Origin of the sequence: Pseudomonas sp. TH39(2020) (genome assembly GCF_016650715.1) — a bacterium.
Classification (GTDB): domain Bacteria; phylum Pseudomonadota; class Gammaproteobacteria; order Pseudomonadales; family Pseudomonadaceae; genus Aquipseudomonas; species Aquipseudomonas mandelii_C.
On sequence record NZ_JAEKFF010000003.1, the window covers coordinates 58441 to 73483 of the forward strand.

11 protein-coding genes are annotated in these 15043 nt (G+C 59.8%); 6 read left to right on the plus strand and 5 right to left on the minus strand.

The features are described from left to right. The first annotated feature begins 98 nt into the window (after positions 1-98). The 4 genes from JFU47_RS02735 to JFU47_RS02750 all read left to right on the plus strand — a co-directional run bounded on the left by JFU47_RS02735 (position 99) and on the right by JFU47_RS02750 (position 5804). A complete protein-coding gene (locus JFU47_RS02735; protein ID WP_201180631.1) occupies positions 99-1211 on the plus strand; it encodes a sugar diacid recognition domain-containing protein in 1113 nt (370 codons plus the stop codon). Between the two features lie 223 nt (positions 1212-1434). Next, on the plus strand, positions 1435-2577 hold the full coding sequence (locus JFU47_RS02740; protein ID WP_140893053.1) for a glycerate kinase: 1143 nt from the start codon (positions 1435-1437) through the stop codon (positions 2575-2577). Between the two features lie 372 nt (positions 2578-2949). Next, entirely contained in the window at positions 2950-4575 is a 1626-nt protein-coding gene (locus JFU47_RS02745) for a methyl-accepting chemotaxis protein (RefSeq protein WP_201180632.1), read from the plus strand. A gap of 41 nt (positions 4576-4616) precedes the next feature. Beyond that, the gene (locus tag JFU47_RS02750) at positions 4617-5804 is read left to right on the plus strand and encodes a pyridoxal phosphate-dependent aminotransferase (protein ID WP_201180635.1); all 1188 of its coding nucleotides are present in this window, start codon (positions 4617-4619) and stop codon (positions 5802-5804) included. A 121-nt stretch (positions 5805-5925) separates the two neighbouring features. On the opposite strand, the gene JFU47_RS02755 is transcribed toward JFU47_RS02750, so the two are convergent. The 5 genes from JFU47_RS02755 to JFU47_RS02775 all read right to left on the minus strand — a co-directional run bounded on the left by JFU47_RS02755 (position 5926) and on the right by JFU47_RS02775 (position 11263). Beyond that, complete coding sequence (locus tag JFU47_RS02755; RefSeq protein ID WP_201180637.1) at positions 5926-6903, minus strand: NAD(P)-dependent oxidoreductase; 978 nt, start codon at positions 6901-6903, stop codon at positions 5926-5928. Positions 6904-6924: 21 nt separating this feature from the next. Beyond that, positions 6925-8223, minus strand: coding sequence for an MFS transporter (locus JFU47_RS02760; RefSeq protein WP_140678402.1), 1299 nt, complete (start codon positions 8221-8223; stop codon positions 6925-6927). A 45-nt stretch (positions 8224-8268) separates the two neighbouring features. Then, complete coding sequence (locus JFU47_RS02765) at positions 8269-9294, minus strand: sugar kinase (protein WP_201180639.1); 1026 nt, start codon at positions 9292-9294, stop codon at positions 8269-8271. Beyond that, a complete protein-coding gene (locus JFU47_RS02770) occupies positions 9287-10069 on the minus strand; it encodes a sugar phosphate isomerase/epimerase family protein (protein ID WP_201180640.1) in 783 nt (260 codons plus the stop codon). The genes JFU47_RS02765 and JFU47_RS02770 overlap by 8 nt, the downstream gene beginning before the upstream one ends. Before the next feature lie 168 nt (positions 10070-10237). Next, positions 10238-11263 (minus strand): LacI family DNA-binding transcriptional regulator, encoded by a 1026-nt coding sequence (locus JFU47_RS02775; protein WP_274609979.1) that lies wholly within the window; start codon positions 11261-11263, stop codon positions 10238-10240. 236 nt (positions 11264-11499) lie between these two features. Here JFU47_RS02775 and JFU47_RS02780 point away from each other — a divergent pair, with 236 nt between their 5' ends. Then, the gene (locus JFU47_RS02780) at positions 11500-12366 is read left to right on the plus strand and encodes a hypothetical protein (protein ID WP_140678409.1); all 867 of its coding nucleotides are present in this window, start codon (positions 11500-11502) and stop codon (positions 12364-12366) included. 313 nt (positions 12367-12679) lie between these two features. Further along, positions 12680-14848, plus strand: a complete 2169-nt coding sequence (locus JFU47_RS02785; RefSeq protein WP_201180641.1) for a hypothetical protein — start codon at positions 12680-12682, stop codon at positions 14846-14848. Positions 14849-15043 lie beyond the last annotated feature (195 nt).

Here is a 15043-nt window from a genome sequence, read left to right on the forward strand (position 1 = left end):
ACGCTCGGGTCATTGTCTTTGTGCCTGAGCACAGGGTTTGCAACCAAGGCCTGTGCGGGTGAACAATCCGCTCCATCGCGCTTTCAAGGAACCCCGCTATGTTCGAACTCGATCACGACCTGGCCCAGGACATCGTCGACCGGGCGATGGCCATCCTGCCGTACAACGTCAACGTCATGGACAGCCAGGGCCTGATTCTCGGCAGCGGCGAACCGGAGCGGGTCAACACCCGGCATGAAGGCGCGCAACTGGTGCTGGCTAACGGGCGGGTGGTGGAGATCGACGCGCAAACCGCGATCCATCTCAAAGGCGTGCAGCCGGGCATCAACCTGCCGTTGTTGCTCGATCAGCGCTTGATTGGCGTGCTGGGCATCACCGGTGAACCCGAGCAATTGCGCACCTACGCCGAACTGGTGCGGATGACCGCCGAGATGCTGGTCGGCCAGCGCAATCAGCAGGCCGAACAGCAATGGCGGCGCCAGCGTTGCGACGATCTGCTGGCGTTGCTGCTCAGCGAGGCCGGGGATTCGCCGCGGCTGATCGATGAAGCGCAACAACTGGGGCTCAAGCCGCAGATGACGCGGGTGCCGTACCTGTTCGAGTTAGGGATGGAACACGGTCCGGGGCAAACCGTCGAGGCGCTCAGCGCCTGGTTGACTTCGCGCTACCCGGACAGTTGGTGCGTGAGTTCGGCCAAGTCATCGTTGCTCTGGTGCCGACCGGCGGCGCAGGCGATTGAGAATGACCGGTTGCTGGAAAAACTCGACGGCCTCGGCTGGAACATTCTGCGCATCGCCGTGGGTGGGCAGGCGGATGGATTGTCCGGGCTGCGTCGTTGCTATCGACGCGTCGGCGATTTGCTGGCCTATGGGCGAGATGTGTTGCCGCACTCCCGTTTGCTGACGCTCAACCGTTATCGGTTGCCGGTGATGCTCTGGCGGCACCGCAACGACGACGCGCTGGACGAGTTGCTCAAACCGCTGCGCAAAGTCATCGCCAAGGATGGCAACGGCCAACTGCTGGCAACCCTGCGCAGCTGGTGCGATCACGATGGTCAGAGTCAGGCCTGTGCCGATGCGCTGGGCATCCATCGCAATAGCCTGCGTTACCGGATGGAGCGGATTGCCGAGCTCAGTGGTGTTGATCCGCTGAAGCTGGACGGGATGCTCGCTTTGTACCTTGGAGTGCAACTGCTTCCGCAAACTGAATAGAGATGTGGCGACTGCAAGGACGCCTTCGCGAGCAGGCTCGCTCCCACATTTTGAACGCGTTCCCCCTGTGGGAGCGAGCCTGCTCGCGAAGGGGCCATCCCAGGCATCACAATGTCGGTTTTGTGGAAATGAACAATAATCGTCATGGCCGCTTGTGCAGCGGACCGGCGTTATTGTTCTTGCCTGCTGGCAGCATGGAACGCATTGGAACTGGAGAATTCGCATGAAAATCGTCATCGCCCCCGATTCGTTCAAGGACAGCCTGAGTGCCCAGGGCGTGGCTGATGCCATTGCTCTGGGGTTGGCGCAGGTTTGGCCCGATGCGCTCCTGGTCAAATGCCCGATGGCGGACGGCGGGGAGGGGACCGTCGAGTCTATTCTGGCGGCGTGCGAGGGCGAATTGCACCGCACCCAAGTCCGTGGGCCGCTCGGCGCAACGGTTGAGGCCACTTGGGGCTGGTTGCCCCAGAGCCACACCGCGATCATTGAAATGGCCGAGGCCAGTGGCTTGCAACTGGTTCCGCCGGGCAAGCGTGATGCCTGCATCAGCAGTACATTCGGCACCGGCGAGTTGATCCGCGCGGCGCTCGATGCCGGGGCACAACGGGTCATTCTGGCGATTGGCGGCAGCGCCACCAACGACGGCGGGGCGGGTGCGATGCAAGCCTTGGGCGTCAAACTGCTGGACGCCCAAGGCCAAATACTGGCACCGGGCGGCTTGGCCCTCGCGCAACTGGCGCGAATCGACATGAGTGAAATCGATCCGCGTCTGGCCGCGGTGCAATTCGACATCGCCGCCGACGTCAATAATCCACTGTGCGGACCTCACGGTGCCTCAGCAATTTTCGGCCCGCAAAAAGGCGCATCACCCGAGCAAGTCCAACAACTGGATCGCGCGCTCGGGCACTTTGCCGAACGGTGCGCTCAGGTCCTGAACAAAGACGTACGTGACGAACCAGGCAGCGGTGCGGCAGGCGGCCTGGGGTTTGCTGCCAAGGCGTTTCTGGGGGCGCAGTTCAAGGCCGGGGTCGAAGTGGTCGCCGAACTGGTCGGCCTGGAGGATGCGGTCGAAGGCGCCGACCTTGTGATCACCGGTGAAGGTCGTTTCGATGCTCAGACCCTGCGTGGCAAGACGCCCTTTGGTGTGGCGCGTATTGCTCGGCAGCACGGCGTGCCGGTGATCGTCCTCGCGGGAACATTGGGTGAGGGTTATCAGGCGCTGTACGAACATGGCATCGATGCCGCGTTTGCCTTGGCCAGTGGACCGATGACGCTGGAGCAGGCGTGTGCCGAGGCACCGCGGTTGTTGCGGGAGCGGGCGAGTGATGTTGCGCGGGTTTGGCGGGTGGCAGCTCGCAAAACCTGACCCCCCGCGATCCTGTAGCAGCTGCCGAGCCTGCGAGGCTGCGTTCGGCTGCGAAGCAGTCGTGAAGTCATGCGGCGCGGTGTGTCAGGAAAAACCGGTTGCCGGATTTACGACTGCTTCGCAGCCGAACGCAGCCTCGCAGGCTCGGCAGCTGCTACATTGAGCTCGAGTGTTTCACCGCTGAAACACTCGCACCCTCCTGAAATTTATTTCTCCAATCCCCGCAGAAAACCTCATCTTCGGCCGATACACCCAATAGGCCCACACAAACCTATTCCAACAGTGGCGCCAAACTGAAAGCGCGTGCGCCGCCGCCCGCCATTCAGTGATCACGCAAGGATGCTCGTAGCCCCATCACCCGAGAATCATTCTATGTCACTGCGTAATCTGAATATCGCGCCTCGAGCTTTCCTGGGGTTTGCCTTCATTGCCTTGCTCGTCATCGTGCTGGGAGTGTTTGCCGTGAACCGCATGACGACCATCCACCAAGCGTCCATCGACATGGAAACCACGCAGCTGCCCAGCGTAGGGTTTCTCGGTAACTTGACGGAAAACGTCCTGCGCCTGCGCATTCTTTCGTTCCGGGTGTTAGTCAACCGTGATCCGGCCGCGTTGCAGGAAGCCCAGACGCGTATCGGCGTGCTGGTCGACAAGGTTCGCAGCGCACAATCGAGTTATGCCGCGTTGTCGGCCACCACGGAAGAGGCCGCGCTGTACAAGACGTTCACGGCAACGCTGGACAGCTACATGCAAGCCCAGACCCAGATGCTGGAGCTGTCGCGACAGAACAAGCTCGATGAGATGCGCTCGCTGATCAACACCCGGATCAAGGACGGTACGGACCAGATGGGCGAGCAACTGAACAAACTGGTGGCGCTGAATAATTCCGCTGCGAAAGCAGCCTCGGCCGCAGCGGGCGAGCAGTACCGCAGCGCGATTACCGGCATCATCGCCGTGGCGGTCATCGCGGCGCTGCTGACCGTGCTACTGGCCTGGCTGCTGACCCGCAGCATCGTCACACCGCTGAACCGTGCGTTGCAGGCGGCGCAAACCATTGCGGGCGGCAACCTGACCAATGTCATCGAGGTCGACGGCAAGGACGAACCGGCCCGTTTGCTCGGTGCCTTGTCCGCGATGCAGGCCAGCCTGCGCAAAACCATCGAACAGATCGCCGGTTCCGCCACCCAACTGGGTGCCGCCGCTGAAGAACTCAGCACGGTCACCCAAGAAGCGTCCCGCGGTCTGCAACAGCAGACCAACGAAATCGAACAGGCCGCCACCGCGGTCAACGAAATGACCGCCGCTGTGGAAGAAGTGGCGCGCAACGCAGTGTCGACGTCCGAAGCCTCGAATCAGTCGACCCAGGCCGCCCGCGAAGGGCGCGACCGTGTGGTGGAAACCGTCGGCGCGATCCAGACCATGACCCACGATGTGCAAAACACCTCGGTGATGATCGAAGGCCTGGCCGCTCAGGGGCGCGACATCGGCAAGGTGCTGGACGTGATCCGCGCCATCGCCGAGCAAACCAACCTGTTGGCGCTTAACGCTGCAATCGAAGCCGCCCGTGCCGGTGAAGCCGGGCGCGGTTTCGCGGTGGTGGCGGACGAGGTCCGGGCGCTGGCCCATCGCACCGCGCAATCGACCCAGGAAATCGAAAAAATGGTCGCCGGCATCCAGAACGGCACCGGCCAAGCGGTCTCCTCAATGCAGCAAAGCAATCAACGCACCCAAAGCACCCTGGAAATGGCCCGCGCCGCCGGCGTTGCGCTGGAGCAGATCACTCAGTCGATCCAATTGATCAACGAGCGCAACCTGGTGATCGCCAGCGCGTCCGAAGAACAGGCTCAGGTGTCCCGCGAAGTCGATCGCAACCTGGTGAACATTCGCGACCTGGCCACCCAGTCTGCCGCTGGCGCCAACCAGACCAGCGCCGCGACGCACGAACTGTCGCGCCTGGCCGTGGATTTAAATGCCATGGTGGCGCGTTTCGTGATTTGAGATAGGGTTGTGGCTTGGAACCCGCGCGACTGGAGAATTACATGCGCTATTCAGCCTTGACCAAACGAATTGCCGGTGACGGCGCAGCGGCCTGGCAAATTCACGACCGAGCACTGGAATTAATTGAGCAAGGCGTTGATGTGCTGCTGCTATCGATCGGCGATCCCGACTTCGATACGCCGCAGCCCATCGTTCAGGCGTGCATCGATAGCTTGTTGGCCGGTGACACCCACTACCCGTCAGTCCGTGGCAGTCGGGGATTGCGCGATAGCATTGCCAACCGTCATCGACGTCGCAGTGGTCAAGCGGTGGATGCCGATCATGTGATCGTGCTGCCGGGCGCGCAATGTGCGGTGTATTCGGTCGCGCAATGCCTGCTCGACCCGGGCGATGAAGTGATCGTCGCCGAGCCGATGTACGTGACCTATGAAGGCGTGTTCGGTGCCTGCGCAGCCAAAGTGGTGCCGGTGGCGGTGCGCCCCGAGAACGGCTTTCGGGTCGATCCAGCGGATGTCGCGGCGCTGATCACGCCGAAAACCCGCGCCATCGTGCTCAACAGTCCGAACAATCCTTCCGGCGCCAGTTTGCCGCTGATGGTCTGGCAGGAACTGGCATCGCTGTGTGTTCGTCACGACCTGTGGCTGATCAGCGACGAGGTCTACAGCGATCTGTTGTATGAAGGCGAGCACATCAGCCCGGCGAGCCTGCCGGGCATGGCCGAGCGCACCGCGACCATCAATAGCCTGTCAAAATCCCACGCCATGAGCGGTTGGCGCGTGGGCTGGGTGATCGGGCCGAAACCTTTGGCCGAACACTTGGTGCACCTGTCGTTGTGCATGCTGTTTGGCATTCCGGATTTCATCCAGAACGCCGCGCAATTGGCGCTGGATGAGGATCTGCCGGAAGTGGCGCTGATGCGCGAGGAGTATCGCCAGCGTCGCGACCTGGTGTGCGCGAGCCTGAGTGATTGCCCGGGCATCCGGCCAATCCGGCCTGATGGCGGGATGTTCGTGATGATCGATGTACGCCAGACCGGGTTGTGTGCCCAGAGTTTTGCCGAGCGGCTGCTGGAAGGTTATGGCGTGTCAGTGCTGGCCGGTGAAGCGTTCGGCCCGAGTGCGGCGGGGCATATTCGGTTGGGGTTGGTGGTGGATCAGTTGAGGCTGGCGGATGCGTGCCAGCGGATTGCGTTGTGTGCGGCGGACCTTCTGGAGGCTCGTCGGGCCTGATTCCACAGTCTGATCGTTCCCACGCTCTGCGTGGGAATGCCTCTAGGGACGCTCCGCGTCCCCTGTGACGCAGAGCGTCACGGGCTGCATTCCCACGCGGAGCGTGGGAACGATCTTCTTCTCAGGATTTCCACGCCTGCGTATTCACCAAATTTTTCGGCCGCTCACCCGCCAGCGCCGCCAGCAGATTGTCCACCGCGCACGTGGCCATCGCCTCCCGCGTCTCATTCGTCGCCGAGCCAATGTGCGGCGTCGCCACCACGTTGTTCAGCTGCAACAGCGGCGAGTCAGTGTTCAGCGGCTCGCGTTCGAACACATCCAGCCCCGCAGCGCGAATCTGCCCGTCACGCAAAGCCTGGATCAGCGCCGCCTCGTCCACCACCTTGCCCCGTGAAATGTTGATGAAGATGGTTTCGGGGCGCATCAGGGCGAATTGCTCTGCGCCGATAAGCCCTTCGGTTTCAGCGGTCAGCGGTAAGGTCAGGCAAACGAAATCCGCCTGCTGCAACAGCTCCGGCAGGCTACGGTATTGCGCGTTGAACCGCTGCTCGACCGCCGGTTTTGGCGAGTGGCTGTGGTAAATCACCGGCATGCCAAACCCGAAATGCCCACGCTGGGCCAGGGCCTCACCGATCCGCCCCATACCAATGATGCCCAGGTTTTTGCCGTGCACATCGGTACCGAATTGCGCCGGACCGACATTGCGTTTCCACTGACCGGCGCGAACCATGTTCGCCAGTTCCACCACGCGCCGGGCGGTCGCCAGGATCAGCGCGAAACCGGTATCGGCAGTGGTTTCGGTGAGCACGTCCGGGGTGTTGCTGAGCAGGATGCGTCGTTCGGTCAGGTAGTCAATGTCGTAGTTGTCGACCCCTACGGAGACGCTGGCGATGGCTTCCAGGTCTGGTGCCAGATCCAATAATCCGGCATCCAGTTTCAGACTCGCACCGAGTAACCCGTGGGCCCGGGGCAGGGCCTCGCGCAGCGCAGTCAGGCCATCGGCATTGAGGTTGTCGATCAGCGTCACTTCGGTCTGCTCATGCAGGCGAGCCATCAGCAGCGGCGAGAGTTTCTTGTACAGCACAACCTGCTTTTTCATCGTCATCATCTCAACTTCAATTCAGGAATGAGCGGCCGTCGACCGTTGCACAACGGCCTTGGCCACGACCCGGTCACTGGCGCCGGGCTTGAGGAAAATCGTCAGTACCACCGAGAGCATCAACGCGCCGCTCATCAACAGATAAGAAGCACCCGGCGAGCCGGTTGAGCTGTTCAAGTAGCCCACCAGATACGAACCACCAAACGAACCGAGCGCGCCCATGCTGTTGATTAGCGCCATGGCGCCACCCGCGACGTTGGCCGGCAGGATTTCCGGGACGATGGCGAAAAACGGCCCGTAAGGTGCGTACATGCAGGCGCCGGCGATTACCAGCAAGGTGTAGGACCACCAGAAGTGTTCAGCGCCCAGGGCGTAGGAACCATAAAACGCAATCGAAGCAATCAGCAGCGGCGGCCAGACAAAGCGTTTGCGCTTCTGCAATTTGTCCGAGCCCCAGGACACCAGCAGCATGCCGATCACCGCCGCCAGATACGGCAGCGCCGAAAGCCAGCCGGCCTCGATCATGTCCATTTGCGCGCCAGCCTTGAGGATCGACGGCAGCCACAACACGAAGCCATAGACGCCGATGCTCCAGCAGAAAAACTGCAAGGCGAGGATGATCACTTTCGGCGAGCGGAAGGCTTCGGCGTAGTTCTTCACCGCTTTGATGCCGACCTGTTCGGCCGCCAGGGCGCTTTGCAGATCCTGCTTCTCTTGATCGCTCAGCCACTTGGCTTGAGCGGGACGATCATCGGCCAGACGCCACCAGATAAATGCCCATATAACCGCCGGCAAACCTTCGATGATGAACATCCAGCGCCAGCTGAAATGCTGCACCAGATAGCCCGACACCACCGACATCCAGAGCATGGTCACCGGGTTGCCGAGGATCAGGAACGTGTTGGCCCGTGAGCGTTCGGCACGGGTGAACCAGTGGCACAGGTACACCAGCATCGCCGGCATCACTGCGGCTTCGACCACGCCGAGCATGAAGCGAATAACGACCAGCCAGTAGGCGTTGGAGACGATCCCGGTCAACGTGGCCAGGCCACCCCAGAGAATCAGGCTGACGAAAATCAGCTTCTTCACGCTGTGCTTCTGGGCGTAGATCGCGCCCGGCACCTGGAAGAAGAAGTAGCCGAGGAAGAACAGCGCGCCGAGCATCGACGACAGGCCCGGCGTGATCATCAGGTCGGCGGCCATCCCGGAGGCGGCGGCGAACCCGTAGTTGGCGCGGTCCAGGTACGCCAGGCTGTAGGTGATGAATACGATGGGCATGATGTACCACCAGCGGCGGGCGGCGAGTGTTGCGGTTTTCATAGTGGTGCTCCTGAGCTTGTTGTTTTTGTCGCAGCAGGTAACGGGTTAAATCTTCAGTGACTGTTCCGGCCTCTTCGCGAGCAGGCTCGCTCCCACACGATCCAATGTGGGAGCGAGCCTGCTCGCGAAGGCGGCCTCAAATTCGCTATACATCTCGGATCGGGTCGGCAACCCCTCCATATCCCCACGGCTCTGCACCGCGCGGCTGCCAATCCAGTTGGCACGCTTCACGGCGTCGGCAAAGCTGTGGTTTTCCAGCAGGGCGCTGATCATGCCGACGGCAAATCCATCGCCGGCACCGACGGTGTCAACCACCGTTTCCACCTGCACGCCCGCCACGAAACCCTGGTCCAGATGGGTGCGGTAATACGCACCGTGCGGGCCCAGTTTGATCGCCACGGCTTCGGCGCCTTGATCGAGGTAGAACGCCGCGATGTCGGCCGGGTCTTCGAAACCGGTCAGCAATCGGCCTTCGCTCAACCCCGGCAGCACCCAATGGGCGAGGGCGGCGAGGCGGTTGATCTCGCTAATCATCTGTTGTTCGCTGGCCCACAGGCTCGGGCGCAGGTTCGGGTCGAAGGACACGCTGCGCCCGGCATCGCGCATGCGGGTCATCAATTCGAAAGACATTTCCCGGGCCGTTTCGGACAGCGCAGGGGGAATGCCGGTGGCGTGCAAGTGCCGGGCGTTCAGCAATTCAGGCGCGATTGACTGCCGCGACAGATGACTCGCCGCCGACCCACGGCGGAAGTACTCGACCACCGGATCACTGCCATCGTCGGTGCGAGACTTGAGTTGAAAGCCGGTGGGGTGCGCGGTGTCGATGGCGACGTTACTGCAATCCAGGCCTTCGTTTTCCAGGGTGTCGATGACGAACCGGCCCAGCGAATCAGCGCCCACCCGGCTCAACCAGGCCACGTTAAAACCCAACCGCGACAAGCCAATCGCGACATTGCTGTCGGCCCCGGCAATGCGTTTGTGGAAGTGGCCGACATCGGCCAGATCACCGTTGTGCTCGGCGACGAACATCGCCATGGTTTCGCCGAACGACAAAATATCGATCTCAGACATGAGCGCTCTCCAACCGGGTTTGACCGAGGCGGGCGAGGGTGGCGACAGTTTCGGTGGTCAACTGCACCAGGTCGTCGCCTTGCAGCGGGTATTCTGCCGCTCGCATAACGCCTTGGGCCATGTGCCGCAGCAGTTGTTCCCACAGATGCAAGTCACTGGCGGCCGGCGGTATGGCGACCAGTTTGCCGTCAGCCCGGCGCGTCACGGCTTTGCAGTGCACATAGCCGACGTGACGACCGAGCAACCGCGCGGCGCTGGCGGCGGACTGGTCTTGCCAATGCCAGTTGCCGATGTCGAAGGTCATTTTGACCGGCAGGTTGTGTTGCTCGACTTCAGTGAAAAACCGTTGGAACGGCTCGATGCGGCCACCGTGCAAGGTTTGATCGTTTTCCACCAGCAACTGCACAGTACTTTTGCCCAGTACGCGGGACAAGGTCTGGAGGTCGCTGTTGTCGGTGAAATAACCCAGGGACACTTTCAGCCATTTGGCACCGAATGCCTGGGCGCGCTGCAGAGCAGAGATCAGTTCGGGATTGGGTTTGGACTGGCCAGCCAGCCACAGCTCCATCGGCGAGGAATACACGCTTTCGAGGCCTTGGGCCTGGGTGGCGTCGGCCAGTTGCGCGGGGTCTTCGACGGTCAGCAGTTCTTCGCGCCATTCGATGCGCGTGGCGCCTGCGGCGGCCAACACGTCGATAAACGATCCCTGGCCGCGCTGGCGAACAAGGTCGGCGCCGTAGCTCGACAGGCTGATGGAAACGGGTGGTTTATTCATTGTTGTATACCTCTGAAACCGGTTTCATTTTTGTTCAAAAAAAATGGCTGTGTGGGTGGTGCGGTGTTCTTGAGGGCCTCTTCGCGAGCAGGCTCGCTCCCACACTGGTTTTGTGAGCGCCGTAGGCCCCCTGTGGGAGCGAGCCTGCTCGCGAAGAGGCCATAACTTTCACCGCAAATTCCCAAGAGTCGACCCACGCACAATCAACCGCGCCGAAAAATCCATGTTCCGCACCGGCCCGTCATCACCGCGCAAACGCTTGAGCAAACACTCAAACGCACTGGCACCAATTTCGGCCGTCGGCTGGGCGAGGGCAGTGATGCCGCTGCCTACCAACGGATACCAATCCAGATCATCAAGGGCTATCAGACCGACGTCCTCGAACAGGTTGCACTTCAACTCACGCAACGAATGGGTGCTGGCTAGCGCGGCGATTCCGTTGGCACAGAACAGCGCTTTCGGGCCGGGGCCTGGCGTTTCGAGGAAGGTTTTCAGTTTGGCGGTCAGCTCGCTGCCGGTTTCGACGAGGGTGCCGCGCAGGGTCGGGCGTTGTTCGATCTGCGTCTTGAAGCTGCTGACCCGCTCGATCCGTGAACTGGTGCCGTCAAACGGCTCGGTCACCAATAGCACGTCTCGATAGCCGCGCTCTTCAAGGTGTGTGAGGGCGAGTTCGACCGCTGCCGGATTGTCCAGCCCGACCAGATCACTCTCCAGCTGCTCGACCTTGCGATCCACCAGCACCAGCGGCATTTCCCGATGCAGTTCACGCAATTCATCACGGTGATGGCCGAGGGTGTTCACGATCAGCCCTTCAATGTTGTAGGAGCGCAGCAGGGCCAGGTGCTGGCGTTCCTGCTCGTCATCGCGATCGGTGTTGCACACCACCAGGCTGTAGCCGTGCTGACGGCAGGCGGTTTCCACCCCGTGCATCACGGCAATCGAATAAGGGTTACGGATATCGGCCACCAGCATGCCGATCAGGCGAGTGCGCCCGCGCTTCAAGCCACGGGCCATCTGGTTAGGGCGATAGCCCAGTTCGGCAATCGCCTGCTCGATGCGCAGGGCAATGGCATCGGAGAGCAGGGCGCGGTCATCGCCGATGAAGCGCGAGACGCTGGCCTTGGAGACCTTGGCGTGTTCGGCGACGTCGAGCATCGTCACGCGGCTGCGCTGGGCGGCGGAGAAATCGTTCAAAGGTTCGACCTTTCTATTGGAATTATTAGGTTCGAGCACACTGCACTGAAACCGGTTTCAGGAAACTCCATTAATGGTCGTCCGTCAAGCAAGTCGTGCCGCGATCCACCGCGCTAAACGTTGATATTCCGACGAGCGGTCGCGATACCTGTCAAATATGACAGTAGGCGGCAATGAGATAAGCGGGTCTAATTTCTTCCATACGCAACAGGTTGCTTTGAACCGGAGAACAGCAGATGGCTTCCACAACAAATGCCCAGATTGGTGTGTTGGCCCGACCGTTCACTGTGGAGGGAGTGGATCCAAGCGACCCGACGGCGCAGTTGCCGCCTGATGCATCGACCAATGGCGTGTACCTGAACATACCCCTGTGGGATTCGCCATCCATAGAGGCTGGAAACAGCGACTTATTGGAAATCTGGGTGCTGGAGCCGGGCGTTACGGATGAAACGCGTTTCTATAGCAATGCTTTTCCTGTCCCGGTAACAATTCCAGCACGGTTCCATCTGCCGCCACAGTACCTGCAACGTGAAGGTGAGATCAGCCTGCGGTACCGGGTGACATTGGGAGATAACGGCAACGAGGACACAGCGTTGCCACAACGGTTCACCTTGAAGCGTCAGGTGCCGACCAATTTGGCTAAACCGGTGTTCCCCAATGCAACACCCTGGGGGTACTTCCATTGTTGTTCAGTGCCGCGAATGTGGGTCGAATTATTAGTGCGCGTTCCGGCGCAACCCGGGCGGTTTTCCAAAGATGATGAGTGCGTGCTGGATTGGGAGGGTTTCTACACACTAAACGCCGTTAGAGCAATCCCCGGTACCGTGGGCCGGTTTGTAAAGACGCTAACTGAACAGGATGCCGACTCCCCCATCGGTTTCGATTTTGTTTTGGGGGCTGACAAATTTGAACAATACATCGCACCAATGGGCAAGAAAGAGCCAAGGCCAGATGGCACGACAGGTTCGGCGAAGGCAAGTTACACACTTTATCGCGGTGGAATTGCGATAGGCCGATCCACTGTAGGTCTGGCTAAGTTTGACCGGGTTGTTCCAGGTGAAAGCTTTCATTGTGATGATGAACATGACACCTGTAAAAAGTAGAAATGCTAAAGAACCAGAAGATGTGATTTGGAAGTAAGTGATTTGAATGCTTGAGGTTTTGATAGGTTTTATTGGCCGTAAACCCTGATTGACGCTGCAACTAGGCGTTGTCGAAGCATGCCGCTTTGAAGGAAATCAGGGGAGTTGTAATTGGTAGATATTTTAACGCTCGTCCCGTACATCTTGTGCCGCTTCAAAGCCGGATTTTTTGCACTTGCAGTGCATGAAGCATGCAGCTGTTGTCGCGAAGCTCTCTGCCGGCTCAATAAGTAAGCGCAAGTCAATAATCAACGCTTGGCTGGAGTCTCTGAAAATGAACGTAAAGGCAAATATGGGCGGTGGCATTTTGGCTGTGACGCCGGTGATTGACGGTTTGACCGCCGACCGCAGGTTTACGTATGAGCAATTGAGGGTGGCGAGAACGTTCACCGTACAACTGACAACAATCACGGACCCGAACAGTGCTTCGGTGGAACTTCATTTTTTTACGGAAGCTACTTTACCCGCGGCCCCAAACTTCGATGATACGAACAAATCCAGCCGGGTCGGGAATCCCAAGTTGTTAGTCGATCAGCCAGGAGGTGTCTGGCCGGCAATTATTGAATTTACAGTCAGCCTCGATGATCGGGTCGGTGATAGAACCGATAGCCCGACTCTTGGGGCATTGATGGTGGATCGCTTCCATGCAACGGGCGACTACGCGCCCTATTACTTCGGGTTTGCGGTCTATGACGAGTTCGAAAACCCGGATACAACGGCCGTGGCTAACTTTGTACGGCCACTGGTGGACCTTACTGCACCGTATCAGGCTCAGCCGGGGCGGGGCAATGGCACAGGGACGCGGCCTGCGCTGGCGACAGTGCCCAATGTGATCATCAACGACGCCTGGCTCGCCGACCCTGCCAATGCCGGTGGTTTGAACGTGCCCGTTCCCACCGCCTACACCAAGTTTGAAGCAGGTTTGGACTTCATCAACTTCTACATTTCCCTGCGAACGACTTTTGCACTGATGCAAAGTGAGCTGCCGGCATTCAGCGGTGTATTACCCGCCAGTGGCATTATCAATATCTCGCTGGCCTTCCTGCGCGGGCTGCCCGAGGGGACGCACTATTACGCTTATAACCTTCGGGACTTGCCGGGCAATATCAGCAGCAACTCGCCCATTACCACCATGTTCCAGGTGGTCAAAGCCCCTGCACCTGTTCTGGCAGCACCAAGAATTCCTGTCACGGGCGCTGACGGCCTTACGCCGATTACCTTCGCGACCGTAAGAGACCCTGCGCCTAGCCGAGTGGTGATGGAAATTGATTTTCCGCTCAATTCGCTGCCGGGGGACAGGATTGTTCCGCACCTGCGTTCAGATTTCGATGATGTCTTTCTGCCGGAGCAGATGATACCGCCGGTTGGAACACCCGGCCCTCTGCGCTTCGTTTTGGATTATGAAAACGTCCTGGCGCCGCTTTTTGGCGACCCCAATAGCGCTGATGAAGTATTGATCGACTATACGTACGAGTTGGTGCGTTCAACGATTCCGGTGCCCCCTGTTTCTCCGGTGCGAACAGCGACTCTTGAATTCGCCTATGCGGGTCCAGAGCAACCCAACCTGCCCGGTGAGGACAACATCAATATCCCTCCGGTCGTGGTCCAAGGCGCGGGAACGCCAACACCCGCCCCCAACACACTGGGGCCACAGCAAGCCCTTTTGAACGCCACGATGACTTGGCCACTTTGGCTCGCAGACCCGGCCCGGCCGGTGACCGGGCGTGAGATTGTCACGTTCTACTATCAGGACAAACAGGTCGGAGCACCCATCCCGGTACGAGCTGGCGACGCTGAGGTCACGACTACACTGCCGTGGGCGACGATTCTGGCAGAGAATAACGGTACTGGTGTGAACGCCCGAAAAGCCTATGTGACGGTCGGGTTCCCTGGCGGCGCCAATCCAATGAAACAAGCGGTTGCTACCAATGTTGATGTCACGGCTATTGTCATTAACTTGCCTGTGCCGCAAATCATTGTTTCAGGTTTCGGCACGACACCGGAGCGCGTTGGGACCGTGCTCAATTGTCCGAGCCTGAATCATCAATTGACAGCGGGGCCGCGGCCGCCAGCAACTTATGAGCCCCGGGCCCTGCGGATCAGAGTCAGACGCGATACCAATATTCCCACCGGCGCGACGGTCAATCTGCGGTTTGAGGGGCAGACAACCAACACAGTGGGAGCTCCGGTGATTCCCAATACTCTGATCGAAGCGTCGTTGCCGATGCCGGCGACGGGTGATCTTGAGTTCCGATTAACCAACTACGCGGCCATGCGCGAGATTCAACTGCCTCCCACGGGCAATCCGCCGACGCGACCCGCTACCCGTTATGCGCGCATTGCGTATACCGTCAACGGAACGGAGTCTTCGGTGATCGTGCCGGTCGCGCTGCTGAACTCTAGCCTGGTGTACTGCGAAATAGAACGCCCGGAAGTACCTTGATCGGCTTGTTAAGTCAGTAATCCTTCTCCGTGTGGGCGATAAGAACTGTCGCCCACACGGGGAGGTTTCGAGTGAATCTCCTACATTATTTTTTCGAAATCATCACAACGGTTGAGGATTTTTCATACGTCTCGCAGGATTAATCCTACATAACAAGGTGCGGATAAATAGTAGTCTGGCGGCCTTTCGATAGTC